Annotated in this window: 27 protein-coding genes, 1 tRNA gene and 1 pseudogene; 16 read left to right on the forward strand and 13 right to left on the reverse strand. The window is 63.9% G+C overall.

Annotated elements, in window-relative coordinates; genetic code table 11:
* Positions 1–345: pseudogene (locus ACFSQT_RS30645) on the forward strand (nitrile hydratase accessory protein); the annotation flags it as partial.
* A gap of 41 nt (positions 346–386) precedes the next feature.
* Here the strand turns inward: ACFSQT_RS30645 and ACFSQT_RS30650 are convergent.
* Positions 387–710, reverse strand: a complete 324-nt coding sequence (locus ACFSQT_RS30650; protein ID WP_379025173.1) for a DUF1330 domain-containing protein — start codon at positions 708–710, stop codon at positions 387–389.
* A gap of 140 nt (positions 711–850) precedes the next feature.
* Between ACFSQT_RS30650 and ACFSQT_RS30655 the strand changes: the two genes are divergently transcribed.
* Positions 851–1,978, forward strand: coding sequence for an ATP-dependent DNA helicase (locus tag ACFSQT_RS30655; protein ID WP_184873422.1), 1,128 nt, complete (start codon positions 851–853; stop codon positions 1,976–1,978).
* 36 nt (positions 1,979–2,014) lie between these two features.
* Here ACFSQT_RS30655 and ACFSQT_RS30660 read toward each other — a convergent pair whose 3' ends face one another.
* Positions 2,015–2,419 (reverse strand): SpoIIAA family protein, encoded by a 405-nt coding sequence (locus ACFSQT_RS30660; protein WP_379021953.1) that lies wholly within the window; start codon positions 2,417–2,419, stop codon positions 2,015–2,017.
* A 114-nt stretch (positions 2,420–2,533) separates the two neighbouring features.
* Here ACFSQT_RS30660 and ACFSQT_RS30665 point away from each other — a divergent pair, with 114 nt between their 5' ends.
* From ACFSQT_RS30665 to ACFSQT_RS30675, 3 genes are all read left to right on the forward strand, one after another.
* Positions 2,534–3,274 carry a pyridoxine 5'-phosphate synthase gene (locus ACFSQT_RS30665; protein WP_379022171.1) on the forward strand — a complete coding sequence of 247 codons (741 nt, stop codon included), beginning with the start codon at positions 2,534–2,536 and terminating at the stop codon, positions 3,272–3,274.
* 103 nt (positions 3,275–3,377) lie between these two features.
* Positions 3,378–5,297, forward strand: coding sequence for a potassium transporter Kup (locus ACFSQT_RS30670; RefSeq protein WP_379025175.1), 1,920 nt, complete (start codon positions 3,378–3,380; stop codon positions 5,295–5,297).
* Positions 5,298–5,331: 34 nt separating this feature from the next.
* The gene (locus ACFSQT_RS30675) at positions 5,332–6,372 is read left to right on the forward strand and encodes an SDR family oxidoreductase (protein WP_379025177.1); all 1,041 of its coding nucleotides are present in this window, start codon (positions 5,332–5,334) and stop codon (positions 6,370–6,372) included.
* Between the two features lie 43 nt (positions 6,373–6,415).
* Here ACFSQT_RS30675 and ACFSQT_RS30680 read toward each other — a convergent pair whose 3' ends face one another.
* Complete coding sequence (locus ACFSQT_RS30680) at positions 6,416–7,309, reverse strand: SDR family oxidoreductase (RefSeq protein ID WP_379025179.1); 894 nt, start codon at positions 7,307–7,309, stop codon at positions 6,416–6,418.
* A gap of 135 nt (positions 7,310–7,444) precedes the next feature.
* Here ACFSQT_RS30680 and ACFSQT_RS30685 point away from each other — a divergent pair, with 135 nt between their 5' ends.
* On the forward strand, positions 7,445–7,855 hold the full coding sequence (locus tag ACFSQT_RS30685; RefSeq protein WP_379025181.1) for a winged helix-turn-helix transcriptional regulator: 411 nt from the start codon (positions 7,445–7,447) through the stop codon (positions 7,853–7,855).
* Between the two features lie 143 nt (positions 7,856–7,998).
* A complete protein-coding gene (locus ACFSQT_RS30690) occupies positions 7,999–9,183 on the forward strand; it encodes an FAD-dependent oxidoreductase (protein WP_379025183.1) in 1,185 nt (394 codons plus the stop codon).
* Here the strand turns inward: ACFSQT_RS30690 and ACFSQT_RS30695 are convergent.
* Together ACFSQT_RS30695 and ACFSQT_RS30700 are read right to left on the reverse strand one after the other, a co-directional pair.
* Positions 9,131–9,859: a glutathione S-transferase family protein gene (locus ACFSQT_RS30695; protein ID WP_379025185.1), complete on the reverse strand. Its 729-nt coding sequence runs from the start codon at positions 9,857–9,859 to the stop codon at positions 9,131–9,133. The genes ACFSQT_RS30690 and ACFSQT_RS30695 overlap by 53 nt on opposite strands.
* Position 9,860: 1 nt before the next feature.
* Positions 9,861–10,166: a Rieske (2Fe-2S) protein gene (locus ACFSQT_RS30700; RefSeq protein ID WP_379025187.1), complete on the reverse strand. Its 306-nt coding sequence runs from the start codon at positions 10,164–10,166 to the stop codon at positions 9,861–9,863.
* Between the two features lie 98 nt (positions 10,167–10,264).
* On the opposite strand from ACFSQT_RS30700, the gene ACFSQT_RS30705 reads away from it, so the two are divergent.
* Positions 10,265–10,726 (forward strand): MarR family winged helix-turn-helix transcriptional regulator, encoded by a 462-nt coding sequence (locus ACFSQT_RS30705; RefSeq protein ID WP_379025189.1) that lies wholly within the window; start codon positions 10,265–10,267, stop codon positions 10,724–10,726.
* 23 nt (positions 10,727–10,749) lie between these two features.
* Here the strand turns inward: ACFSQT_RS30705 and ACFSQT_RS30710 are convergent, their stop codons facing one another.
* Entirely contained in the window at positions 10,750–11,181 is a 432-nt protein-coding gene (locus ACFSQT_RS30710) for an anthrone oxygenase family protein (protein ID WP_379025339.1), read from the reverse strand.
* A gap of 157 nt (positions 11,182–11,338) precedes the next feature.
* Between ACFSQT_RS30710 and ACFSQT_RS30715 the strand changes: the two genes are divergently transcribed.
* Both ACFSQT_RS30715 and ilvC read left to right on the forward strand, forming a co-directional pair.
* Positions 11,339–11,998 carry a TetR/AcrR family transcriptional regulator gene (locus ACFSQT_RS30715; protein WP_379025191.1) on the forward strand — a complete coding sequence of 220 codons (660 nt, stop codon included), beginning with the start codon at positions 11,339–11,341 and terminating at the stop codon, positions 11,996–11,998.
* An 18-nt stretch (positions 11,999–12,016) separates the two neighbouring features.
* Positions 12,017–13,036, forward strand: coding sequence for a ketol-acid reductoisomerase (gene ilvC / locus ACFSQT_RS30720; protein ID WP_379025193.1), 1,020 nt, complete (start codon positions 12,017–12,019; stop codon positions 13,034–13,036).
* A gap of 105 nt (positions 13,037–13,141) precedes the next feature.
* On the opposite strand, the gene ACFSQT_RS30725 is transcribed toward ilvC, so the two are convergent.
* On the reverse strand, positions 13,142–13,729 hold the full coding sequence (locus ACFSQT_RS30725) for a BA14K family protein (RefSeq protein ID WP_379025195.1): 588 nt from the start codon (positions 13,727–13,729) through the stop codon (positions 13,142–13,144).
* Positions 13,730–13,914: 185 nt separating this feature from the next.
* Between ACFSQT_RS30725 and ACFSQT_RS30730 the strand changes: the two genes are divergently transcribed.
* Together ACFSQT_RS30730 and ACFSQT_RS30735 are read left to right on the forward strand one after the other, a co-directional pair.
* The gene (locus ACFSQT_RS30730) at positions 13,915–15,027 is read left to right on the forward strand and encodes an endonuclease/exonuclease/phosphatase family protein (protein WP_379025197.1); all 1,113 of its coding nucleotides are present in this window, start codon (positions 13,915–13,917) and stop codon (positions 15,025–15,027) included.
* 7 nt (positions 15,028–15,034) lie between these two features.
* Positions 15,035–15,751 (forward strand): hypothetical protein, encoded by a 717-nt coding sequence (locus ACFSQT_RS30735; RefSeq protein ID WP_379025199.1) that lies wholly within the window; start codon positions 15,035–15,037, stop codon positions 15,749–15,751.
* On the opposite strand, the gene ACFSQT_RS30740 is transcribed toward ACFSQT_RS30735, so the two are convergent.
* Positions 15,748–15,990 (reverse strand): hypothetical protein, encoded by a 243-nt coding sequence (locus ACFSQT_RS30740; protein WP_379025201.1) that lies wholly within the window; start codon positions 15,988–15,990, stop codon positions 15,748–15,750. The two genes, ACFSQT_RS30735 and ACFSQT_RS30740, sit on opposite strands and share 4 nt — an antisense overlap.
* Before the next feature lie 166 nt (positions 15,991–16,156).
* On the opposite strand from ACFSQT_RS30740, the gene ACFSQT_RS30745 reads away from it, so the two are divergent.
* The gene (locus tag ACFSQT_RS30745; RefSeq protein WP_379025341.1) at positions 16,157–16,522 is read left to right on the forward strand and encodes an ArsR/SmtB family transcription factor; all 366 of its coding nucleotides are present in this window, start codon (positions 16,157–16,159) and stop codon (positions 16,520–16,522) included.
* Positions 16,500–17,015, forward strand: a complete 516-nt coding sequence (locus ACFSQT_RS30750; RefSeq protein ID WP_379025203.1) for an SRPBCC family protein — start codon at positions 16,500–16,502, stop codon at positions 17,013–17,015. Before ACFSQT_RS30745 ends, ACFSQT_RS30750 begins: the two co-directional genes overlap by 23 nt.
* A 90-nt stretch (positions 17,016–17,105) precedes the next feature.
* Here the strand turns inward: ACFSQT_RS30750 and ACFSQT_RS30755 are convergent, their stop codons facing one another.
* From ACFSQT_RS30755 to ACFSQT_RS30765, 3 genes are read right to left on the reverse strand one after another with little or no spacing between them, the layout of a single operon-like run.
* Positions 17,106–18,323, reverse strand: a complete 1,218-nt coding sequence (locus ACFSQT_RS30755; RefSeq protein WP_379025205.1) for an ABC transporter permease — start codon at positions 18,321–18,323, stop codon at positions 17,106–17,108.
* Positions 18,324–18,325: 2 nt separating this feature from the next.
* On the reverse strand, positions 18,326–19,033 hold the full coding sequence (locus ACFSQT_RS30760; RefSeq protein WP_379025207.1) for an ABC transporter ATP-binding protein: 708 nt from the start codon (positions 19,031–19,033) through the stop codon (positions 18,326–18,328).
* A 4-nt stretch (positions 19,034–19,037) separates the two neighbouring features.
* Positions 19,038–20,330: an efflux RND transporter periplasmic adaptor subunit gene (locus tag ACFSQT_RS30765; RefSeq protein ID WP_379025209.1), complete on the reverse strand. Its 1,293-nt coding sequence runs from the start codon at positions 20,328–20,330 to the stop codon at positions 19,038–19,040.
* A gap of 101 nt (positions 20,331–20,431) precedes the next feature.
* On the opposite strand from ACFSQT_RS30765, the gene ACFSQT_RS30770 reads away from it, so the two are divergent.
* Positions 20,432–21,367: a PhzF family phenazine biosynthesis protein gene (locus ACFSQT_RS30770; RefSeq protein ID WP_379025211.1), complete on the forward strand. Its 936-nt coding sequence runs from the start codon at positions 20,432–20,434 to the stop codon at positions 21,365–21,367.
* Between the two features lie 106 nt (positions 21,368–21,473).
* Positions 21,474–21,549 (forward strand) — tRNA-Lys (locus ACFSQT_RS30775).
* A 143-nt stretch (positions 21,550–21,692) separates the two neighbouring features.
* On the opposite strand, the gene cobT is transcribed toward ACFSQT_RS30775, so the two are convergent.
* Both cobT and cobS read right to left on the reverse strand, forming a co-directional pair.
* Positions 21,693–22,703: a nicotinate-nucleotide--dimethylbenzimidazole phosphoribosyltransferase gene (gene cobT, locus ACFSQT_RS30780; protein ID WP_379025213.1), complete on the reverse strand. Its 1,011-nt coding sequence runs from the start codon at positions 22,701–22,703 to the stop codon at positions 21,693–21,695.
* Positions 22,704–22,742: 39 nt separating this feature from the next.
* On the reverse strand, positions 22,743–23,555 hold the full coding sequence (gene cobS, locus ACFSQT_RS30785) for an adenosylcobinamide-GDP ribazoletransferase (protein WP_379025215.1): 813 nt from the start codon (positions 23,553–23,555) through the stop codon (positions 22,743–22,745).
* Between the last annotated feature and the right edge of the window lie 2 nt (positions 23,556–23,557).

Below are 23,557 nucleotides of genomic sequence, written 5' to 3' on the forward strand. Positions count from 1 at the left end.
TTTTCGCCGAGCCATGGCAGGCCGAAGCGTTCGCGATGACGGTGGCGCTGCACGACAAGGGCCTGTTCTCGTGGGCCGAGTGGGCGCAGGCGCTGTCGGCGCAGGTCAAGAGACCGGGTGCCGCGGCTGACGGCCATGACTACTACGAGCATTGGCTGGCGGCGCTGGAAAGCCTGCTTGCCTCAAAAGGGCTGGCCGCCAAGGCGGATGTCGACGCGATGGCTGAAGCCTGGGAGCGTGCTGCGCATGCCACCCCCACACGGCAAGCCGATCCTGCTGGAGAACGATCCTCGACCGGCCAAAGGTCGTGGCGGCCCGAGCGGTCAGGGCCGTGCGGCCAGATAACTCGTTTTCGCCTGGCGATTGTATTCGGCAAGCCTTGGCCTTTAACCGGTGGGCATGCCGTCCAAAGCGAAGATCCTCGTCCTGGCAGAGCGTTCGCGGACAGGTTTGAGCCGTTGGTATTCTGGCGAATCGTACCATGCCGTCAGGGAAGCCATGTCTGGGAACTCGACAATAACCAGGCGGTGAGGTTCCCAATCGCCTTCCAACACTTTGGTTGCTCCGCCGCGAGCGAGGTACCTTCCCCCGTAGCGCTCTTCGGTTGCAGGTACATCCCGGCGGTATTCCTCGAAAACGGCGGCGTCGGTTATGTCTACATCGGCAATAAGATATGCTGCCATTGCCCTTACCTCCATGAAGAGACGCATTGAAGCGCGTCCATTAGCGATCCTGCAATTAAGCCAGGGTATTGCCTAGCCGTACGTATGGCGGCACCTAGGTACCTCCGATGGTCAATGATGGTGGCAGCTATCTTGTCTTTCCCTTGCGAATCCGGTCTCTCGCTGTGATGGAATTCTCTCCCCAACAGGACGAGGCGCTGCAAGCGGTTGCCCGCTGGCTGAAGACCGGAAAGCCGCAGCTGTTCCGGCTGTTCGGCTATGCCGGCACCGGCAAGACGACGCTGGCGCGCTATTTCGCCGAACATGTCGACGGCCAGGTGCAGTTCGCCGCCTTCACCGGCAAGGCGGCGCAAGTGCTGCGCTCCAAGGGCGCGGTCAATGCCCGCACCATCCATTCGCTGATCTACCGGCCAAAGGGCGAGGAATCGGTATCTGACGAGGTCACCGGCAAGACGTCGATGTCGCCGACCTTTTCGCTCAACCGGCAGAGCCCGATCTCGCGGGCGAAACTGGTCGTCATCGACGAATGCTCGATGGTCGACGAGCAGCTTGGCCGCGACCTGATGAGCTTCGGCACGCCGATCCTGGTGCTCGGCGACCCCGGCCAGCTGCCGCCGATTTCGGGCGGCGGCTTCTTCACCGACCACGAGCCGGATTTCCTGCTCACCGAAATCCATCGGCAGGCGCGCGACAACCCGATCCTGCGGCTGGCGCTCGATGTTCGCGAAGGCCGCGAATTCATGCGCGGCGACTACGGCACGGCACAGGTGATCGGCAAGGAAGACGTCACCCAGGAGTTGGTGCTGAAGGCCGACCAGGTGCTGGTCGGCACCAACCGCACGCGCCGACGCTACAATCAGCGGCTGCGCGAGCTCAAAGGCTTCAATGCCGACTATCCGCAGGCAGGCGACAAGCTGGTCTGTCTGCGCAACGATCCGGCCAAGGGTCTGCTCAACGGCTCACTGTGGAAGGTGATGACGTCGTCGCGCGAGACGGTGAAGCCCGGCATCAACCTTTTGGTGTCGCCGGAAGAGGACGATCCGGATCGCGGCGTCGCCAAGATCAAGCTGCTCAAGGCGGCCTTCGAGGATCCGGATGCCGATATCCCCTGGCAGCAGAAGAAGCGCTTCGACGATTTCGACTATGGCTACGCACTGACCGTGCACAAGGCACAGGGCTCGCAGTGGAACGAGATCGTGTTGTTCGACGAAAGCTGGGCCTTCAAGGAAACCCGCCAGCGTTGGCTCTACACCGCCATCACGCGGGCAGCCGAGCGGCTGACGATCGTCAGGTAGCGAGCATTCGCCAGGCCCTTGCGGGGAGCCGCGACCCTATTGCTTCCCGGTCGGCCGGGCGCCGAGCCATTGCCAGGCCGCGGCTTCATCCTCGGTCGTGAAATGCTTCAGTTCGATCGACGGCGAAGCCCGCAGCAGGTGTCGCGCGTCCGCGGTCCAGTCCGGCTCGCCGATCGCCGCGCAACGGCCGACATATTCTGTTGCGTGGACTGTGCCCTGCTTCAGGGTTTCTTCCGCGATATTGGCCCAGTCGACGCCATCATGGTCGACAAGGCGCACCAGCACATCGATGCGTTGATGGAGGGCATAGGCTGCCTCCATCAACCCGAAAAGGTTTTCGCCATCGGCCGCCGAGACGTGCCCGACGACGTCGATGGCCAGAAGGTCGTCACGGCTGGTCTCGAGACGGCGGATCGCCGGCACGGCGTCGAGAAAATTCATGGCGCTTCCTTTCCCGGACTCAAATTCATCAAGCTTGGAACACCCGAAACCCCCTGTCTGTTCCCGCCAAAGGCATTATAGGTGGCGCGTCGAATGATTTCCGAGGCCGCCGCCATGCCTGCAAAGCTCTCCGTCAATCTCAACGCCGTCGCCATGCTGCGCAACCGGCGTGACCTGCCGTGGCCGAGCGTGACCGGTCTCGGCCGCATTGCGCTCGCAGCCGGAGCCCATGGGCTGACGGTGCATCCACGCCCCGACGAGCGGCACACGAGACACTCCGACCTGCCAGAGATCCGCTCCCTGATCGACGACGAGTTTCCGCGCGCGGAATTCAACATCGAGGGCTATCCGACCGAGGATTTCCTGCTGCTTGTGGAAAAGCATCAGCCCGAACAGGTGACGCTGGTGCCGGACGATCCGGCGCAGGCGACTTCAGACCATGGCTGGAACTTTGCCGCCGAGGCCGCGTTCCTGACACCAATCGTCAAGCGTCTGAAAAAGGGGGGCTTCCGCGTGTCGCTGTTTGCCGATCCGGACCCCGATTGCGTGACGGCGGCGCGTGACACCGGCGCCGACCGCATAGAGCTCTATACGGGGCCGTATGGCAGTTATCATTCCGATCCCGCCAGAGCGGCCAAGGAGCTGGAAAGACTGGGAAAAACCGCCGACGCCGCGCTTGCCGCCGGCCTCCAGGTCAATGCCGGCCATGATCTGGTGGTCAGCAATCTGCCTGCGCTGGCAAGGCGCATTCCCGCATTGGCCGAAGTGTCGATCGGACATGGGTTGACAGCCGATGCGTTGGAGTATGGCATGGCTGGCACGGTGGGTCGATTTCTCAAGGCCTGCGGGTGGTAGCGATGGCAGCCTCGCGCGGCAGGCATGGCAGCCATCACGCGACGGCACTTGATATTGCATCGCAGCAAGCGTAGAGCACCGCGCGCTTATCGGAGTGTCGTCCATGGCCCTTACCAATGCTGGTACTGAGGCAGAACCCGTCGAACAATCGAGCCATCCAGAAATCGAACAGCACAGCACCAAGGTTCTGATGCTGGGCGCGCTCGGCGTTGTCTATGGGGATATCGGCACCAGCCCGATCTACGCCTTCCGCGAGGCGCTGGTGGCGTCGTCGGGCGGCAATGTCGCCCAGCGTGGCGATATTCTCGGTGTGCTGTCGCTGATCATCTGGTCGCTGACGATCATCGTCACCATCAAATACATCATGTTCGTGCTGCGCGCCGACAACCGCGGCGAGGGCGGCGTGCTGTCGCTGATGGCGCTGGCGCGAGGCAGTTTCCCGAAGCGCTCGGCGGTGATCCTGGGCGTCGGCATCGTCGGGGCGTCGCTGTTTTTCGGCGATGCCGTCATCACGCCGGCGATTTCGGTGCTGTCGGCGGTAGAGGGTATGAATGTCGTCACCCCCACCTTCCAGCCCTATGTCGTGCCGCTGACGCTGGTGATCCTTGCCATGGTGTTCGCGGTGCAGCGCTTTGGCACGGGCGGGGTGGGATTGGTGTTCGGCCCGGTGACCGCGGTATGGTTCCTGGCCATTGGCCTGTCCGGTCTCAACCATATCATCGCCGACCCGGAAATCCTGTGGGCGATCAGTCCGCACTATATCGTCGCCTTCCTGATCAATTCGCCCGACGTCGCTTTCGTCACCATCGGTGCCATCTTCCTTGCCGTCACCGGCGCCGAAGCGCTCTATGCCGATCTTGGTCATTTCGGCCGCAAGCCGATCGTGCTGGCCTGGCTGGCGATCGTGTTTCCATGTCTGCTGCTCAATTACGCCGGGCAGGGCGCTTTCGTGCTGGCGAAGAACGGCGTGGTCGGCCATCCGTTCTTCGAGATGAACCAGGGCTGGACGCTGATCCCGATGGTGGTGCTGGCGACCGCCGCGACGGTCATCGCCAGCCAGGCGGTGATTTCCGGGGCTTTCTCGCTGACCAGGCAGGCGGTGCAGCTCAACATGCTGCCGCGCCTGGAAATCCTGCACACTTCGGAAAAACAGTCCGGCCAGATCTACATGCCGCGCGTCAATCTGCTCTTGGCGCTGGTGGTGATGATGCTGGTCGTCGGCTTCGGCGAGTCCAGCAGGCTGGCTTCGGCCTATGGCATCTCGGTGACCGGCAACATGCTGGTGACGACGACCTTGCTCTTCGTCATCATGACGCGCATCTGGAAATGGAACCTCTGGCCGGCAATCGCGCTGACGGCGCTGTTCATGTTCATCGATATCGGCTTCTTTGCCTCCAACATCGTCAAAGTGTTCGAGGGCGGTTGGGCCTCGCTGGCGGTGGCCTTCGCGATCATCATGGCCATGTGGACCTGGGTGCGCGGCAGCCGCTATCTGTTCGACAAGACCCGCCGCAACGAAATCCCGCTCGATTTCCTCGCCGGCAATCTCTTGAAGAAGAAGCCGCAGCTGGTGTCCGGCACCGCGGTGTTCCTGACCAGCGATCCACTCAGCGCGCCAACCGCGCTGATGCACAGCCTGAAGCACTACAAGGTGCTGCATGAGCAGAACGTCATCCTTTCCGTGGTGACGGCGCCGCAGCCGGTGGTGCCCGACAGCGACCGGGTCAAGATGGAGACGGTCAACGAGCTGTTCATGCGGGTGACGCTGACCTTCGGCTATATGGAACAGCCCAACATCCCGCGCGCGCTGGCGATCTGCCGCAAGCAGGGCTGGAAGTTCGACATCATGACGACCTCGTTCTTCCTGTCGCGACGTTCGCTCAAGGCCTCGCCCAATTCCGGCATGCCGGTGTGGCAGGACCGGCTGTTCATCGGCCTGGCGCGCACGGCGGCCGACGCGACCGAGTATTTCCAGATTCCGACCGGACGCGTGGTAGAAATAGGTACGCAGGTGGCGATCTGACGGGCTCTTGCCGATGAATGGCTGAGGAGGCGGAATGAGCGGCGAATTGGTGCTTGTTACCGGCGGCTCCGGCTTCCTTGGCGCGCATTGTATTCTCGAACTGCTGAAGGCCGGCTACCGCGTGCGCACGACCGTGCGCTCGGCCAAGCGCGAAGCCGATGTGCTCGCCATGCTCAAGGCCGGCGGCGTCGACCCCGGGGCGGCACTTTCGTTCACCGTCGGCGACCTTATGGCCGATGCGGGCTGGCCGGATGCGGTGGCCGGTTGCGACTATGTGCTTCATGTCGCTTCGCCATTTCCGCCCGGGGTGCCCAAACATGAAAATGAGCTGATCATCCCGGCCCGTGAGGGCGCGCTAAGGGTGTTGCGCGCGGCGCGGGATGCGAAGGTTAAGCGCGTCGTGCTGACCTCGTCCTTCGCGGCCATCGGCTATGGCAAGCTGCCGCCCGGCGGCCAGCCGTTCACCGAGGAGAGCTGGACCGACCCGACGGCCAAGGTCAGCGCCTATGTGAAATCGAAGACTTTGGCCGAACGTGCCGCCTGGGATTTTATTGCCGCGGAGGGCGGCAAGCTCGAGCTCGCGGTCGTCAATCCGGTCGGCATCTTCGGGCCGGTTCTTGGGCCCGACCATTCGACTTCCACCGATTTTGTCCAGCGTATGTTGAACGGTGCCATGCCGGGGCTGCCGCGCCTGTCCTTCGGCGTTGTCGACGCGCGCGACGTGGCGGATCTGCATGTTCGTGCCATGACCAATCCTGCCGCCAGGGGCAAGCGGTTCCTGGCGGTTGCCGGCGATTTCATGACCGTGCGGGAGATCGCGCTGACCTTGAAAACGCGGCTGGGCGACGCCGGCGCGCGCGTCTCGACGCGGGAGCTTCCCGATTGGCTGGTGCGGATCGTCGGCCTGTTCAACCCAGAAGTCGCACAGTTGGTGCCGGAACTGGGCAAGGTCAAGAATGCGACCAAAGCGAGGGCGGTCCGCCTGCTCGGCTGGGCACCGCGATCGCGGGAAGACGCGCTGGTTGCCACCGGCGAAAGCCTGATCCGGCTAGGGTTGCTCAAAACGACGAAGTAGCGGCGCCGAAAGCCGGGATTTCGGCTTCCGGCACCGCCAACGTTCAACCGGTCAACGCTGCCTTGTTGGCTTCCAGGAACTGCTTCAGCGTTTTCGGCTTCCTGCCGGAAAGCGTCTCGACCGCGTCCGTCACCATGGCGATACGGCCGGCGCGCGTGTTGGCGTCGAACGACACGACGATGCGGGCGAAGTCCTCGGGAATGCCGGCCGCCTTCACCCCTTCGGTCAGGGCTTCATCAGAAATCTGCACGACATCGAGCGGCTTGCCTATAACCTCGCTCGCCAGGGCGGCGATCTCGGCCGTGGTGTAGGCATGCGGGCCAGTCAGCGTGTAGGTCTTGCTTTCGTCCGAAACGGCAGCGAGGCCGGCGGCGATCGCCGCTGCCATGTCATCGCGCGCGCCATGGGCAATGCGGCCGTCGCGGGCCGACGTGTACCAGTGTCCCGAGGCGATGGCCTGTGGCAATGCCATGAACAGGTTCTCCTGATACCAGCCATTGCGGAAGATGGTGTAGGCAATGCCGCTTGCCTTGATCGCCTGCTCGGTACCGTGGTGGTCGTTGGCAAACAGCACCGGCGAGACCGGCTCGGGGTTGGGCATCGAGGTGTAGAGAAGATGGCCGACGCCTGTCGCCTTCGCGGCGGCGACTGCGTTCTCATGCTGTCTCAGGCGCTTGCCGTGAAGCAGGTCGATCTCGCCGGTCGAGATGATCAGGACCCTGTCGGCGCCCTTGAATGCAGCCTCCAGCGATGCCGTATCGTCGAAATCGGCGGCCCTGACGACAACGCCGCGAGCGGCCAGGTCGGCAAGGTTCGCCGGCGTGCGGGTCGTTGCGATGATCCGTGCCGCCGGAACCTTGAGTGTGTCCAGCAGGTGATTGATGATGCCGCGGCCGAGTTGGCCGGACGCGCCGGTGACGAGAAGGGTTTTGCTCATTGGTGATCCTGGCATGGGTCGGAGGGAAGCGGGCAAAGGTCGGTCTCAAAAAGAGACCAGCACTAAAATAGGAATTGACCTGTCGCCGTAAAGAAGGCAGTTTTTCGGGAGGTAGGCACAGGCAGGGAACCAGCCGTGGACAGCACGATCGTCAATCTGAGATCCAAGCTCGAGATCTACAAAGCCATGAGCGGCGGCGGCAATTTTGCCAATTGTCCGGTCCGCGATGTCATCCAGGGTGTGAGCGGCAAGTGGAGCTCGCTGTTGATGGCGGCGCTGGCCGAGCAGCCATATCGCTTCGGCGAGCTGCGGCGGCTGGTCCCCGATATTTCCCAGCGCATGCTCACCCAGACGCTCTACGATCTGCAGCGCGACGGTTATGTGCGTCGCGAAGTATTCCCGACCAAGCCGCCGAGCGTTGAATACAGTCTCACCGACCTTGGACGGTCGATGTTCGGCGCCTTGCATCAGCTGATCCTGTGGGCCGAACTCAACCACGACGCGGTGCGCGACGCGCGTGCCGGTTTTGATGCCGCCCAAGGGTGAGCAGGGCCCGTGAGCCGGACAAAGCCCGGGGTGGCAGCTTGATTTAGTCCGCCCGCTGAAGGATTGTCCGGCCATTCGGCTTTGGGGGCGTTGGCATTTCCTACGATATCGCGATTGCCGGGGCCGGCCCGGCGGGGCTAGCCATGGCGCTCTATCTCAAGCGTGCCGGGCATCGGGTCACCGTGTTCGAGCGCTTCGAGGAGCCGAAACCGGTCGGTTCCGGGCTGATCCTGCAGCCGACCGGACTGACGGTATTGGCCGATCTTGGCCTGCTCGACGACATAATGGCGCTGGGCAGCCGCATCGATCGCCTGCATGGCGCCGATGCCTCGACCGGCCGCACCGTGCTCGACGTTCGCTATGATGCCCAGCGCGGCCATCGCTTCGGGCTGGCGGTGCATCGGGCGGCCTTGTTCGGCGTGCTCTTTCGCGCTGTGCGGCGCGAAGCGATCGCCATCGAGACCGGAGTCGAGATCGAGACACTGGAGACCGGCGAACGGGCAACGCTGATCTGTGGCAGCGGGCGAAGGGCAGGGCCGTTCGATCTGGTCGTGGACGCCAGCGGCTCGCGCTCGAAGCTGCGGCAGTGCGCGGGCAATGCCGGTGCGCCGCGCCCGCTCACCTATGGTGCGTTCTGGGCGTCGCTGCGCTGGCGCGGCGAAGGTTTCGACGAGCGCGCGCTGCTGCAGCGCTACGACAAGGCCAGCGTAATGATCGGCGTGCTGCCGATCGGGCGGCCGGAGCCGGGCGCTGAAAAGATGGCTGCCTTCTTCTGGAGCCTGAAGCCGGCGGACGCCGATGAGGTGCGCGCCCTAGGCCTCGACGCCTGGAAGGAGAGGGTGGTTCGGCTGTGGCCCGAGAGCGAGGCATACACCAGCCAGATCGAGGATTTCGACCAGCTCTCGCTGGCGCGCTATGGCCACCACACGATGAAGTGGCCGGCCGGCCGGCGGCTGGCCGTCATCGGCGACGCGGCGCATTCGACCAGCCCGCAATTGGGCCAAGGGGCGAACATGGCGCTGCTCGACGCGGCGGCGCTCAACCATGCTTTGGCGCGGACGGACAATGTCGAGGCGGCACTTGAGACCTATGCGAAGGCACGGCGCTGGCACGTGCGTGTCTTCCAGGCGCTGTCGCTGGCGTTCACGCCGTTCTACCAGTCGGACTCCATGGCGCTGCCCTTCATCCGCGACAGGCTGGTGGCGACGGTGGCGAAAATCCCGCCGGCGCCGCAATTCCTTGCCTCGATGGTGGCCGGCACGGTGATCGATCCGTTCAGGCGGATCGGGCTGGCCGAAACGCGGTGGCCGGATCGTCTCGGCGGATAATTGTCGAAAGGTAGGATCCCTTCGCCTGCAGGAAGGCATGCAGGCGCTGCGGGTAGTCCGGCGCCACGGCGTTTCTGATCGACGGGCGTTCCTTCAACGCCTGGCGCCACGCCCGGACGAACGGCTTGGCGTCCAGAATGCCGAAATCGTCGATCCGGTCGAAGGCGTCGAGATATCTGAAAACAGGGCCATGGACGGCGTCGACGAGCGAGAAGCGCTCGCCGGCGAACCACGGTCCGTTCGGTTCGGTGTCCGCCAGCTCGGCCTCGAGACGATCGAACATTGCCGACAGCGCGCCGGATACGGCGAGGAAGCCAGCTTCGGTCTGGGCCGAATAGAACCGGCCGATGGCGTTGAGGACGGCCGAGCCGAATTCGATCCAGGCACGATGCCGGGCGCGGGCATAGGGGTCGGCAGGGTGGAGGGGATCGGCTTGTGTCTCTTCGAGGAATTCGAGAATGACAGCGGATTCGAAGATCACCGTTTCCTCGCCACGTCGCTGCACGCGCAGCAGCGGGACCTTGCCGAGCGGCGAGATCGCCTTGAACCAGCCCGGCTTGTTGGCGAGGTCGATGTCGACGCGCTCGAACGGCACGCCTTTCTCGGTCAGCGAGATCGCGGCGCGCTGGACATAGGGGCAGAGAGGGTGGCTGACGAGGATGAGCCTGTCGGTCATCTCACTCTCCCCAGACATAGTTCAACGCGCCGTTCTCGACGTGCGTCGACAGGAACATCAGGCGGGAATTCTTGGGCGCGGGACCGTCAAGGCGATCGCCCGATGCCATGTCGAAGGCGGCGCCGTGCCATTGGCAGACCAGCCTGCCATCCTTGCAGTCCAACGGTCCGCCGAAATGCAGACAGGCATTGGCGGCAGCGCGGATACGCTCGCCGCTGCGATAGACATGGACCTCACGGCCGAAGAACTGGGCGATCAGGCTGCCCGTCTCAGGGACGTCGGCGACCTTGCAGATTTCGTGTTTCATGGGTTTGCCTTTCGATGTTAATGCAATTGCATCTATGTAGATGCAGTTGCATTGATCGTCAAGCTTGATGCATCTGCATCTATCGCCTAGGGTGGGCCATGACCGAGAAAGCCATGCCATCGCCCGAAGCCATCAAGGCCTGGGCCCGCCTGATGCGGGTTTCGCGCCAGCTTGTGGAAACTGCTGAAGAGGCGCTGAAGGTGAGCGGCCTGCCGCCGCTTGCCTGGTACGACGTGCTGCACGAGCTCGCCGAGGCGGGCGAGAGCGGCTTGCGGCCATTCCAGCTGATCGAGCGCACTCTGTTTGCGCAATACAACATCTCGCGGCTGCTGGCGCGCCTCGAGGCTGACGGGCTGGTCGAAAAACTGCCGGTGGCCGATGACGGCCGCGGCCAGACCATCCGCATCACGGTCAAGGGCCGCGAGATGCGCCGCCAGATGTGGGCCGTCTATGGACGGTCGATCACCGAACTGATCGGCGCCAAACTCTCTGGGGACGAGCTAAACATGGTCTCGGCCCTGCTTGGCCGATTGCGCCATCCGCCGGTTGTGGACCGATGATGTACCGCCGGTGAGGCTGAATGTCAGACCAGATGGCTGCCCGAGAGAAAGGCCAATGTCGCCAGCACGCCAAGTGTCGCGCGAACCAGGTGCATGTCGCCCCATTTGACAATCAAGGATCTCGCTTGCGGATTGCTGGTGCCTGCGTCCATCGCCTCCAATACTTTGTTCGTCGGCATCATGGCGATAAGCGTCCACGGCCAGGGCAGGATGATCAGTACCGCGCCCACCAGAAAGGCGGGACCGCCGGTCTGCCACCAGGCGATGAGACCGAGAACACAGGCGACAATGGCAATCGACGCCTGCATGGCGGCACCGCGCTTGTAGGAAGGCTGCCATTCCTGCAGCAGCGCCTTGTCGTCGAGACGAAGCCGCGCCGGTTGCTCTGCGACACTGACATAGATCGCGGTGCCAGAGAATGCGGCGGCAACCGTCAAGGCAAGCAATCCGATCAGCACTTTCTTTCCCCGCGCACGCCGTCCGGCGCCGACGCCGTACTGATAGAAATAGGGCTTGCAAGGCTCGGAACAATACGCCATAGAAGCGGCGAACCGTAACGTACGGTACGGCTATCCGGAAAGACCGGACGGCCTCGCCTGCCGAGGGAAGAGCGTGTTGCACATCGTGCCCGAGATCGACACCAGCGAAGTGCTGACGGAGCGGCAGAAAGCCGTGCTCGACGCTGCACTTCGGCTGCTGGTCGAGGAGGGCGATCAATTGACCATGACCGCCGTGGCGCGGCGGGCGAGCTGTTCCAAGGAAACGCTCTACAAATGGTTCGGCGACCGTGACGGGCTGTTGACTGCGACGGTGCAGTGGCAGGCATCCAAGGTGCGGGTGGCGCAGGTCGATGGCAAGGGGCTCGATCTTGCCTCGCTGACGGCGAGCCTCGAACGCTTCGCTTCCGACTGGCTGAAGGTGATTTCGAGCGACACCTCGATCGCGCTCAATCGCGTAGCGGTCGGTCATGCCGGTTCGGGCAAGGATGACCTTGGCGCCGTCGTGCTGGAGAATGGCCGCTTTGCGTTGGCCAAGCGACTGAAACCGGTGCTTGAAGCCGGACGACAGGCCGGGCTGCTTGACTTTGCGGATGCCGAAACGGCCTTCCGCACCTTTTTCGGGCTGGTCGCCCGCGACGTGCAGATCCGCCTGCTGCTCGGCGACCGGCTGGAATTGACTGAGGCGGCGATCGGCGGCGATGCCGCGCGGGCGACGCAGCAGTTTCTCGCTCTTCATGGAGCAACAACCGGCCGCAAGGCCTCTGATTCATAAAACGGGAAGGAAGACAAAATGCGTGTCTATTACGATCGCGATGCCGATCTCAACCTGATCAAGGGCAAGAAGGTCGCCATCATCGGCTATGGCAGCCAGGGCAGGGCGCATGCGCTCAACCTCAAGGATTCGGGCGCCAAGGACATCGCCATCGGCCTCAAGGCCGGCTCGGCGACCGCCAAGAAGGTCGAGGCCGATGGGCTCAAGGTGATGAGCGTTGCGGACGCCGCCAAATGGGCCGACCTGATGATGATGGCGACACCTGACGAGCTGCAGGCCGACATCTACAAGAACGAGATCGCCCCGAACATCCGCGACGGCGCGGCGATCGCCTTCGCGCACGGCCTCAACGTGCATTTCGGCCTCATCGAGCCGAAGGCTTCGGTCGACGTCGTCATGATTGCGCCGAAAGGCCCCGGCCACACGGTGCGCGGCGAATACCAGAAGGGCGGCGGCGTGCCGTGCCTTGTCGCCGTCAACCAGGATGCCTCGGGCAACGCGCTCGACCTGGCTCTGTCCTACGCCTGCGGCGTCGGCGGCGGCCGTTCGGGCATCATCGAGACCAATTTCCGCGAGGAATGCGAGACCGACCTGTTCGGCGAGCAGGTCGTGCTGTGCGGCGGCCTGGTCGAGCTGATCCGCGCCGGTTTCGAGACGCTGGTGGAAGCCGGCTATGCGCCGGAGATGGCCTATTTCGAGTGCCTGCACGAGGTCAAGCTGATCGTCGACCTGATCTATGAAGGCGGCATCGCCAATATGAACTACTCGATCTCGAACACCGCCGAATGGGGCGAATATGTCTCGGGCCCGCGCATCATCACCGCCGAGACCAAGGCCGAGATGAAGCGCGTGCTGAAGGACATCCAGACCGGAAAATTCACCTCGGAATGGATGCAGGAATACCGCGCCGGCATGTCGCGCTTCAAGGGCATCCGCCGTATGAACGACAGCCACCAGATCGAGGAAGTCGGCGCCAAGCTGCGCGCGATGATGCCGTGGATTTCCAAGAACAAGCTGGTCGACAAGGCCAAGAACTGAGCCTGCCCACGTTCGGAGAAGAAGCAGCTTCGAACAGCCAAATCAAAAAACGGCGCCATGGGGCGCCGTTTTTCATTCTGTGTCGGTCAACTCGACCAGGCCGGCTCAGCTATAGGGCGACCAGCACTGCTGACGCGGACCGTTGTAGGGCTGGAACGTGTTGTCCCAGGCGCGATACGACCGGTAGCGGTCGTAGCACCATTGGACATGTGCGCTCGAAAGCCTATGCGTCCGATAGGTGCGGTAGTAGCGGCGCGGCGGCGCATCGTAGTAATTGTAGTTGTTGTACATGCTGCCAATGCCGAGCCCAAGGCCGAGGCCCAGAAGGGCAGCCGCGCCGTCATCGTAGTAACGGCCGCCGCGATAATGATGGCGACCATGGCGCCAACGCCAGTTGTCGCCATTGTCCCAGTTTCCGCCGCCCCCGTTCCAGTTTCCGCCGCCTCCGTTCCAGTGTCTGTGGCCCCCGTTCCAGTTGCCAGACCTGCGCCATCTCCAATCGTTGTAGAATTGCCGGTTATTGCCGCCCGCCCACTCATCGCGGACCGGCGTGATCGCCGGCGCCGCCGTGCTGGTGGGAATCGACATATCCGGCTGCATCATCGGGCCTGCGGCCGACGGCGCCGTGACGCCGGAGACGATACCAAGGGCTATCAGCCCTGATTTGACCGTGGAAGAAAAGAGCGAGTTCATTGCACTCTCCAAGAGATACAGGCCCCACGCCTACCCTGGGGGCCTACTGTGCGTGTTTGCATCTGAACGGCGCATGAACGGAAAGGTTCCGTCAACCATGGCGCGAGTGGCATCAGGACCAATCGATCTCCGCCGATGGTTCCGCGACCTTGTTTTCTGCCGCGCTTGCGGGCAAAGGTCATGACATGTCGCTGCGCCTCGCCACCTTCAATGTCGAGAACCTGATGAACAGGTTCGATTTTTCCGGCTATCGCAACCAGCTCAACGAGGATCGCACGCTGGCGCTGTTCGACATCCAGAGCGAGGCGGAATACAAGATGCTGGAGCAGGCCCGCGCCATCGCCCAGTCCGACGATACGCGCCAACTGACGGCGCTGGCGATCGCGGCCACCCGCGCCGACATCATCTGCATGCAGGAGGTCGATAATATCGAGGCGCTGAAGGCCTTCGAATACGGCTATCTGTTCAAGATGGTGGGGCGGGGCTACCGGCAGAAATACACCACTGCCGGCAATGATTCGCGCGGCATCGACGTCGCCGTGATGATGCGCAACGAAACCGCGCAGGGCCAGCCGATCGAATTCGTGCGCATGACCAGCCACGCCTACGTCACCTATGAACAGTTCGGGCTGCACACAGCCGAGTTGGCGGCACTCGGCAACCAGGCCAATGAGCGCATCTTCCGGCGCGACTGCCTGGAAGTCGATGTGTCCGTGGGCGGCGTGCCGCTGACACTTTATCTGGTGCACTTCAAGTCGATGGGCTCGCCGCGCAACGGGCTCGACGGGCGCGAAGCGACGATGCCGATCCGCATTGCCGAGGCTCAAGCGGTGCGGCGGATCATCGAGGAGCGTTTCGGCAAGGACCACGCCGCCGACAAGCGCTGGGCGATCTGCGGCGACATGAACGACTACCGGCAGCGCGTGAAGATCGCCGGCGATGCCGTCGACGGCTACCGCTTCGAGGTGGTCGACGAGAACCAGTCCTGCATCAACGTGCTGACCGCTGGCGGCTTCTGCGAAAACGTCGTCGAGCGGCGGCCGGAGATGAACCGCTGGAGTTTTTACCACACGCGCGGACCGGAAGAACGGCATCTGTGCCAGCTCGACTACATCCTTTTGTCGAAGGGGTTCGCCGCCAGCAACGCGACGGCCGTTCCCGACATCATCCGCAACGGCCAGCCCTGGCGCACGATTTTCCCACCCGGCCAGGAGGTTGACCGGTTTCCGCGCGCCGGCTGGGACCGGCCGAAGGCATCGGACCACTGCCCGGTGGCGATCACCCTGGACATGGCCTGATACGCCAATGAGTTTCGACCTGCCACGCAATGTCATCCTGCCGGTCGATGCCGTCGACGTCCGGCTCGATCCCGGCCCGCACCCGTTCGCGGTGGAGAATGCGGAGGCCATCGCCGACAACTGGCAGCGCGAGATCTCAGCCAAGCCGGCGCTGTTCGACGGCACGGTGGTGCTGCTGTCGCGACTGGCGTATCGCGACAACCGTCTCGTCGGCCGCTGCCATGCGGTCAACTACTCCACCTTCATGCTTTGGCGTAAGCGGCGCGAGAATTCAGGCGCCGAGCACGCCTATGCCCATGCCATTCTGGTGGCCGGCGACAATGCGCTGGTGGCGATCCGCATGGGTTCACACACGGTCAATGCGGGGCGCGTCTATTTCGCCGCCGGTTCGTTCGAGCCGGACGACTTTCGCGACGGCCTGGTCGACGTCGATTTCAACATGATCCGCGAGGTGCGTGAGGAAACAGGCCTCGACTTGTCAGATGCTGAACGGGGCAGACGCTACCATGTCCTGTCGACGACCAGCGGCACGGTGATCTTCCGCCGCTACCGCGAGACGGCGCCGGCCGACGAGATTGCCCAGCGCATCAGCGCCTTCGTCGCCACCGAGACCGAGCCGGAGATCGAGGGGCCGATCATCATCCGCCATGCCGCCGACCTGCCAGACGGGTTGGCGCCGCACATGAAGCCGCTGATCGAGTGGCATTTTGCGGGCGTCGATTAACGACGCGGCTTGTCCTGCGCCGCCTTGCGATCGTTGCGGGCGGCGACGAAGAACAAGATAAAGCCGAGACCCAGCAAGCCGCCCATCGCCATTCCCATGGTCTGTCCGACGACTGCCTGGAAATCGGCGGTGACGCGATCGGGATTGGCCATGCCGAAGCGGGCGAGATACCACCAGATGCCTGCAAGGACAGCCTCGATGATGACCATCACCAGGATCAGTCGTGCTTTCTTGCTCATGCGTTGTTCGCCCCCGACCACAGATATCTTGCCTTAAGGCCTGGAGATCGCCGTGTCGATCGAAACTGCATCGAAATGAGGTCGATTTGGAAGCGATGGCGGCGGACACGCAGCGCGCCGGAAGCTCCATTGCATGCCGCCAATCCGTGTGCTAACACTGAACCACATGGTTCAGTATATTCGCCCCCGTCTCGATGCCTCGTTCGCCGCGCTCTCGGACACCACCCGACGCGGTGTTCTGGAGCAACTCGGACGTTCCGATGCTTCGATCACGGAGCTTGCCGAGAAGTTCCATATGACCCTCACGGGCATGAAGAAGCATGTCGGCGTCTTGGAGCAGGCGGGGCTCGTCACCACGAAGAAGGTCGGGCGCGTGCGGACCTGCAAGCTCGGCCTGCGCCGACTGGAGGAAGAGGCGGCATGGATCGAGAGGTACCGCCAGCTCTGGGACGCACGCTTCGATGAGTTGGACAAGGTTGTCGAGGAATTGAAACGGAAGGAGAAAGCCGATGGACGCAAGAAGAGAGAGTGAGCCCACCCCCATGAATAGCCGCACGACGATCGAACGGAAGTCCGAGCGAGAGCTCGTCGTTACGCGAACGTTCAATGGCCCGGCGCGTATCGTGTACGAGGCGTGGACCAGGCCCGAGCTGTTCATGCAGTGGTGGGCACCGAAGTCGACGGGCGTGCCTCTGCTTTCCTGCGAGATGGATGTTCGTGTCGGAGGCGGGTACCGTGTTGCGTTTGGCCGCGATGACTCAAGCGCTATGGCATTCTTCGGTAAGTACATCGAAGTGATACCTAACTCCCGCCTCGTCTGGACGAATGAGGAAAGTGAGGACGCCGCGGTGACCACCGTGACCTTCGAAGAAAAAGACGGCAAGACGCTGCTGGTGCTGCACGAACTCTATCCCTCGAAGGAAGCGCTCGACGAGGCCATCGCCGGAATGGAGGATGGGATGCCCGAGCAGTTCGAACAGCTGGACGAGCTTCTCGTCACCCTGGGCGCGAACTTGGGAGGGTGATGAAGCCGTCGATCTCGCGGTCGGCCGCCTGGGAAATTCACGACGCGGAAGAGACCCCCCGGCGAGATCGTTGTGGCGGCTGGCCTGGGCTTACTCGTGCCGTAGCGCGTCGATCGGGTCGAGCCTTGCACCACGCAGCGCCGGGAAGAAACCGAACACCATGCCGATCAGCGCCGAAAAGCCGACGGCGAGCAGGATGACCGCCGGGCTTGGCGCGAAGGGGATGGCAAGCGTCGCTGCAGCGAGACCGGCCAGCGCCAGGCCGATCAGGATGCCGATGATGCCGCCAAGCAGCGACAGCACCGTCGCCTCGACCAGGAACTGGATGAGGATGTGCTTTTCATGCGCGCCGATGGCAAGCCGGATGCCGATCTCGCGCGTGCGCTCGGTGACCGAGACCAGCATGATGTTCATGATGCCGATGCCGCCGACTAGCAGGCTGACGCCAGCAACGGCGCCCAGCATGCCGGTCATGGTGGTGGTGGCGCTGGCCATGGCGTCGGCGATCTGGGTCATGTCGCGGATGGCGAAATCGCTCTCGCGGTCGGGGGTGATGCGACGTGAGTCGCGCAAGATGTCCTCGACGCGCGGCTGCAGTTCGCTGGTCGGCGTGCGGTCGTCGGCGGCGATGTAGATGTTGTCGATGTCGCGGTTGCCGGCGATACGGCGCTGATAGGCGTGCAGCGGCATCAAGACGACGTTGTCCTGGTCCTGACCGAAGCCGGTGTAGCCCTTGGGTTCGAGCAGGCCGATGATCTTGCAGGAGGTGCGGTTGACGCGGATGATCTCGCCCTCGGGATCGCCGGCGCCGAAGAATTGCTGGCGCACCGTCTCGCCGATCAGGCAGACGCCGGTGCCCGAGCGGGTTTCGGAATCGCTGAACGGGCGGCCGGACACCAGCTTCCAGTCGCGCGCATCGAGATAGGCGCTATCGGTGCCGGTGACGCCCGAGGTCAGGCTCTCGGTGCCGAAGATGACACGCACCTGCTTTTGCGAGGCCGGCGAGATGGCGCGCGCGCCCGTCAGATGCGCGACCAGTGCCGCGAGGTCCTTTTCGGCCAGCGGACGGACCACCGGGTCGAGCCCGCCCGGACCGCCGGGGCCGGCCGGGCGGCCGGAGCGGACGACCAGCAGATTGCTGCCGAGCTTGGAGATGTCGGCCTTGACCTTTTCGGTGGTGCCCGAGCCGATGGTGAGCATGGCAATGACTGCGGCAACGCCGATGACGATGCCAAGCAAGGTCAGGAACGAGCGCAGCACGTTGCGGCGGATCGAGCGGAGCGAGAGGCGGACGGTTTCCCAGATCATGGTTAGGCCACCTCTAGATTCTTGGAATCGGAGGCGACATGGCCGTCGAGGAAGCGAATGGTGCGCCCGGCGTAGCCGGCGACGTCGGCCTCGTGCGTGACCATGGCGATGGTCAGGCCGAGCTCGGTGTTGAGCTGCGTCAGCAACTCCATGATTTCGTGCGTGCGAGCGGTGTCGAGATTGCCGGTCGGCTCGTCGGCGACGAGCAGCGTCGGCCTTGTGACGATGGCGCGCGCGATCGCCACGCGCTGCTGCTGGCCACCGGAGAGTTCTGCCGGCGTGTGGTGCTCGCGGCCGACAAGGCCGACCTGGGCCAGCGCCTGCATGGCGAGGTCGTGGCGCTCACGGGCGGCAACGCCGCGATAGATCAGCGGCAGTTCGACATTTTCCGCCGCCGTGGTGCGGGCCAAGAGATTGTAGCCCTGGAAGACGAAACCGACATAGAGGTTGCGCAGCATGGCGCGGCGGTTGCGGTCGAGCCGGCCAGCGTCGATGCCCATGAATGAGTAGGTGCCGGCAGTCGGCGTGTCGAGGCAGCCGATGATGTTCATCGCCGTCGACTTGCCGGAGCCCGACGGGCCCATGATGGCGACGAATTCGCCGCGCCGGATGGCAAGGTCGACGCCGGCCAGCGCATGCACCTTGGCCTCGCCCTGGCCATAGCTCTTCCAGACCTTGTCGAAGGTGATGAGGGTGGCGCTCGCAGCCACGGCCTCAGCTCCGCTGCTGCGACGCGGTGATGACCTCAGTGCCTTCCTTCAGGCCCGAGGTGATCTCGGTCAGTTCGCCATCGGTGGAGCCGATCTTGACGTTGACCGGATGCGGCCGTCCGTTCTCCAGCACATAGAGCGTGCGCGAGCCGTCTGTGGGCACCGTCGCGGCCTGGCGCTGGCGGTTGCCGCCGGGACGACCCATGCGGCCGGTGAACAGGTCGCTGAGGCTCCAGCCGCGGGCCGCCTGCTGGGCGGGGCGATAACGGAAGGCGGTGGCCGGCACGGTGAGCACACCCTTGGCCTGCCGGGTGACGACCGAAACCGTGGCGGTCATGCCGGGCCGCAACAGCAGCTCGTTGTTGTCGACCTCAAGCCGCGCATTGTAGGTGACGACGCCATCGGTGGTGACCGAGGCATAGGAGATGTCGCGGATTTCGGCATCGAACGGCCGGTCCGGGAAGGCATCGACGGTGAAACGGGCATGCTGGCCGGTCTTGACCGCGCCGATGTCGGCCTCGTCGACCGCCGCCACCAGTTCCATGTTCTTCAGATCGGCGGCGATGATGAACAGCACCGGCGCCTGCAGCGAGGAGGCGACCGTCTGGCCGGGGTCGACCGAGCGCGTCAGCACGATGCCGTCGATCGGCGCATAGATGGTGCTGTTGGCGAGGTCGGTCTGCTGCGATTTCAGGTCGGCATTGGCGATGGCGAGATTGGCCTCAGCGCTGTCGAGCGCCGCCTTGGAACGGTCGCGCGTCGCGGCCGCTGCCTCGAGCGACTGATCGGTCGCCATGCCACGCTTGGTCAACGCCGCCGCGCGGACAAGCGCCTTTTCGTTCTCGGCGAGCGTCACCGTGGCGTCCTCGACATTGGCGGCCGCTCCCTTGGCGGATGCCTGCGCCCGCTCGATCTGGACCTGCAGCTTGGCGGTGTCGAGGGCCGCCAGCACATCGCCCTTCTTGACCCGCTGATTCTCCTCGACGGAGACCGAACGGATGATGCCGGACAACTGGCTGGAAATGTCGACCTGGGTGAGGGGCTGCAGCGTGCCGGTCGCCGAGACCTCGACGGTGAGATCGGCCTTGGCGGCAGGCATGGTGGTGTAGTCGATCTTGGTGGGCGAGCCGGCATACCACTGATACGCGCCAAGGCCGGCGGCGAGCACGATCAACGTCAGCAGCGCATAGAGCCAGCCACGCCGGCGCGTCTTGCGCAGGCCTTGCCTGTCGAGCCCGAGCGCCGTCTCGATGGCGGAATCCGATTCCGTCTTTGGCGGATTGACAATCTGGTCCACGTCGGACCCCTATGATGCGCAATGTCCCTATCTGTGCACAGATCAGGCTGACAGGCTCAAATATCAAATTAAATTTCGCCCATGTTGGGATTGAGGCAGGAATGCAAACCCGGAATTATTTGCTTTACGATGTGTTTACGACCGAGCGACTGGCCGGCAACCCGCTGGCCGTGATGTTGGATTGCAAAGGTCTGGACACGGCCGCGATGCAGGCCATCGCGCGCGAGTTCAACCTGTCGGAAACGGTCTTCGTGCTGCCGCCGGACAATCCCAAGCATCGAAACCGTATCCGCATCTTCACGCCGGACTATGAAATGCCGTTCGCCGGCCATCCAACCGTGGGCTCGGCGATCGCGCTGGCCGAGCAGGGCGATATCGCTCTGGCCGAATTTGCCGACAATGACGGCGGCGCCGGCATCTTCGTGCTGGAGGAAAACATCGGCCCGGTGCGCTGCGCCGTCAGCAGGCACGACGGCGCCACCTTTGCCGAATTCGACCTGGCGAAGCTGCCGGAGCCGCTGAAGCTCGAGGCCGATCCGGAGGCGATCGGCGCGGCCCTTGGGCTGGCGCCGCATGAAATCGGCTTCGAGAATCACCGCGTCTCGTTCTGGTCGGCGGGCGTGCCCTACGTCACCATCCCGGTTGCAAATCTCGAGGCGGCGGGCCGAATCCGTCTGGACAACCAGGCGTGGTCGGAACTGGCGCCACGCAAGAGCGAGTGGGCCTTCGCCAGCCCCTATGTCTATTGCCGCGAGACGGTGAACCACGAAAGTGCATTCCATGTGCGCATGATCGTGCCCGGCACGCCGTCCTATGAGGATCCGGCGACCGGTTCGGCGGCTGCGGCCTTCGCCGGCGCCATCATGCATTTCGACGCGCCGACCGACGGTGTTTCGCAGCTGTGGATCGAGCAGGGGCTGGAGATGGGCCGGCCGTCGCGCATCCGCCTCGAACTGACCGTGCAAGGCGGAAAACTGACTTCGGCGCGCATCGGCGGCAACGCGGTCAAGGTGGCGGAAGGCAAGCTGTTCGTTTGATCGTAAGCGGGCTTGGTCGATTTGTCGGGAAATGATTCCGGCAGGGCTGGACAGGACCGATGGTGGCGGCTATATGCCCGCCAACGCCGGTTTTTGCCGGCCGAGTGGGTGCGTAGCTCAGTTGGTAGAGCAGCTGACTCTTAATCAGCGGGTCCACAGTTCAATCCTGTGCGCACCCACCAAATTCTTCAAAGACTTGGTGGAAAGACCTGAAAGCGAGACGCGTTGACGCGTCTCGGGCATGCGCCGGTTATGGTGCGGGCTTGCCGAGACTGGCGTTGAACTTGACCGTCATGGCGATCGGTCAAGCTTCATCGGCGGCAAATTATTTCTCCGAAACACCCGCCTCGGCAAAGCTAGCCATCCTCGCATGGCATTCCAGTGCCGAGCGGACGATGTTGACGGCGAGACAGGCGCCGGAGCCTTCGCCGAGCCGCATGCCGAGATCGAGCAGCGGCGGCAGGCCGAGCGCTTCGAGCAGGCTGCGGTGGCCGGATTCGGCCGAGACATGGGCTGATATGGTGTGAGCGAGCCCGGTTGGGTGCAGCCTTGCCAGCGGTGCTGCCGCGGCGGTGCAGACGAAGCCGTCGAGCAGCACGGGTATGCCCAGATGACGGGCGGCCAGCGTGGCGCCGAAGATGGCGGCGAGTTCGCGACCGCCAAGCGCGGCAGCGATACCAAGCGGATCGGCAAGGGCAGCGGCGTGGCGCTTCAGGCCGGCCTCGATGGCGACCACCTTGCGCTTGAGGCCGGCGTCGTCGACGCCGGTGCCGCGCCCGGTCCATTTTTCAGCACCACCGCCGAACAGGGCGGCTGAAATGGCGGCCGCCGGCGTGGTGTTGCCGATGCCCATTTCGCCGAAGCAGACCAGATCCAGGTCCTTTGTCACCGCGTCATAGCCGGCCGACACGGCGGCGAGAAACGCCTTGTCGTCCATCGCCGGCGTTTGCGTAAAATCGCCCGTGGGATGATCGAGATCGAGCGGAATGACGTCGAGTTCGGCGCCCGCGATGCGGGCAAGCTGGTTGATGGCGGCACCGCCGCCGGCGAAATTCGCCACCATCTGCACCGTGACTTCGGAAGGATAGGCCGACACGCCTTGCGCGGTGACGCCGTGGTTGCCGGCGAAGACGAAAACCTTCACCCGGTCCAATTTCGGCATCTCACGACCTTGCCAGCGTGCCAGCCATGCGGCGATCGTTTCCAGCCGGCCGAGACTGCCTTGCGGCTTGGTCAGCGTGTCCTGGCGGCGGGCAACCGCATTGGCGGCGGCATCGCTGCCGGCAGGTAGATCGACGCAGGCGGCGCGCAGTTCATCGAGTGATTTGAAGGGCATGGGGGCAAAGTCTCCGAAAGGGAATCAGGCCAAGGGGAATCAGGAGAGGGCTACGGAAGCGACGAGCAGCACGGCGATTTCACTCAGCTGCTGCAAGGCGCCGATCGTGTCGCCGGTCTGGCCTTCGATTTGGTTGAGGCACAGGGTGCGGAACGCGGCAAACAGCAGGCCAAGCAGGATGAGCGCGACAATGGCGCCGCCGAGCCCGAGCAAGAGCAGCGGTATCGCGCCGAGCACGGCGCAGGCAATGGCGGTCTCGACCGAGACGGTGCCGGCATCCGCAGAGAGGCCATCGGAGCGCGCCGGGGGCAGCAGGTGCATGAAGGCGCCCAGCACGCCGCGCGAGGCCGCGTGTGCCGCTACGAGGGCGAACAGGGCCTGCGTGGGTTCGACGAATTCCGAAAGCGCGCTCCAGCGGATCAGCAAGGAAAGAGCCAGCGCCATGGCGCCGTAGGCGCCGATGCGGCTGTCGCGCATGATGTCGAGTTTGCGACCGCGCGATTTGCCGCCGCCAAAGCCGTCGGCGACGTCGGACAGTCCGTCCTCGTGTAGGCAGCCGGTGGTGAGAATGGTTGAAACCAGGGCAAGCGCTGCCGCCGGGCCTATGGCAAGGCCAAACCGTTCCGCCGTGGCAAAGACGATCGCGCCGATCAGGCCGACGACCAGGCCGGCAACGGGTGCTGCCCAGATCGCGGCGGCAAGGCTTCGGCCGCGAAAGTCGAAGACGGGCAGCGGCAGCCTTGTGAAGAAGACCAGGCACAGCGCGATGTCATCGAAGATCTGCCGGGGCGAAAGGTCCTGGAGTTTGAGCCTGATTTTTTCCGAAAACCGGTTGCCACTTTTCGGGATCATAC

Source organism: Mesorhizobium calcicola, assembly GCF_042682105.1.
Lineage (GTDB): Bacteria > Pseudomonadota > Alphaproteobacteria > Rhizobiales > Rhizobiaceae > Mesorhizobium > Mesorhizobium calcicola.

What these genes read in the sequence shown, in the direction of transcription:
- ACFSQT_RS30650 (WP_379025173.1), bottom strand. Translation starts at nt 710, where the DNA reads ATGCGTCTCTTCATGGAGGTAAGGGCAATGGCAGCATATCTTATTGCC.
- ACFSQT_RS30655 (WP_184873422.1), top strand. Translation starts at nt 851, where the DNA reads ATGGAATTCTCTCCCCAACAGGACGAGGCGCTGCAAGCGGTTGCCCGC.
- ACFSQT_RS30660 (WP_379021953.1), bottom strand. Translation starts at nt 2,419, where the DNA reads ATGAATTTTCTCGACGCCGTGCCGGCGATCCGCCGTCTCGAGACCAGC.
- ACFSQT_RS30665 (WP_379022171.1), top strand. Translation starts at nt 2,534, where the DNA reads ATGCCTGCAAAGCTCTCCGTCAATCTCAACGCCGTCGCCATGCTGCGC.
- ACFSQT_RS30670 (WP_379025175.1), top strand. Translation starts at nt 3,378, where the DNA reads ATGGCCCTTACCAATGCTGGTACTGAGGCAGAACCCGTCGAACAATCG.
- ACFSQT_RS30675 (WP_379025177.1), top strand. Translation starts at nt 5,332, where the DNA reads ATGAGCGGCGAATTGGTGCTTGTTACCGGCGGCTCCGGCTTCCTTGGC.
- ACFSQT_RS30680 (WP_379025179.1), bottom strand. Translation starts at nt 7,309, where the DNA reads ATGAGCAAAACCCTTCTCGTCACCGGCGCGTCCGGCCAACTCGGCCGC.
- ACFSQT_RS30690 (WP_379025183.1), top strand. Translation starts at nt 7,999, where the DNA reads ATGGCGCTCTATCTCAAGCGTGCCGGGCATCGGGTCACCGTGTTCGAG.
- ACFSQT_RS30695 (WP_379025185.1), bottom strand. Translation starts at nt 9,859, where the DNA reads ATGACCGACAGGCTCATCCTCGTCAGCCACCCTCTCTGCCCCTATGTC.
- ACFSQT_RS30700 (WP_379025187.1), bottom strand. Translation starts at nt 10,166, where the DNA reads ATGAAACACGAAATCTGCAAGGTCGCCGACGTCCCTGAGACGGGCAGC.
- ACFSQT_RS30705 (WP_379025189.1), top strand. Translation starts at nt 10,265, where the DNA reads ATGACCGAGAAAGCCATGCCATCGCCCGAAGCCATCAAGGCCTGGGCC.
- ilvC (WP_379025193.1), top strand. Translation starts at nt 12,017, where the DNA reads ATGCGTGTCTATTACGATCGCGATGCCGATCTCAACCTGATCAAGGGC.
- ACFSQT_RS30725 (WP_379025195.1), bottom strand. Translation starts at nt 13,729, where the DNA reads ATGAACTCGCTCTTTTCTTCCACGGTCAAATCAGGGCTGATAGCCCTT.
- ACFSQT_RS30730 (WP_379025197.1), top strand. Translation starts at nt 13,915, where the DNA reads ATGTCGCTGCGCCTCGCCACCTTCAATGTCGAGAACCTGATGAACAGG.
- ACFSQT_RS30735 (WP_379025199.1), top strand. Translation starts at nt 15,035, where the DNA reads ATGAGTTTCGACCTGCCACGCAATGTCATCCTGCCGGTCGATGCCGTC.
- ACFSQT_RS30740 (WP_379025201.1), bottom strand. Translation starts at nt 15,990, where the DNA reads ATGAGCAAGAAAGCACGACTGATCCTGGTGATGGTCATCATCGAGGCT.
- ACFSQT_RS30745 (WP_379025341.1), top strand. Translation starts at nt 16,157, where the DNA reads ATGGTTCAGTATATTCGCCCCCGTCTCGATGCCTCGTTCGCCGCGCTC.
- ACFSQT_RS30750 (WP_379025203.1), top strand. Translation starts at nt 16,500, where the DNA reads ATGGACGCAAGAAGAGAGAGTGAGCCCACCCCCATGAATAGCCGCACG.
- ACFSQT_RS30755 (WP_379025205.1), bottom strand. Translation starts at nt 18,323, where the DNA reads ATGATCTGGGAAACCGTCCGCCTCTCGCTCCGCTCGATCCGCCGCAAC.
- ACFSQT_RS30770 (WP_379025211.1), top strand. Translation starts at nt 20,432, where the DNA reads ATGCAAACCCGGAATTATTTGCTTTACGATGTGTTTACGACCGAGCGA.
- cobT (WP_379025213.1), bottom strand. Translation starts at nt 22,703, where the DNA reads ATGCCCTTCAAATCACTCGATGAACTGCGCGCCGCCTGCGTCGATCTA.
- cobS (WP_379025215.1), bottom strand. Translation starts at nt 23,555, where the DNA reads ATGATCCCGAAAAGTGGCAACCGGTTTTCGGAAAAAATCAGGCTCAAA.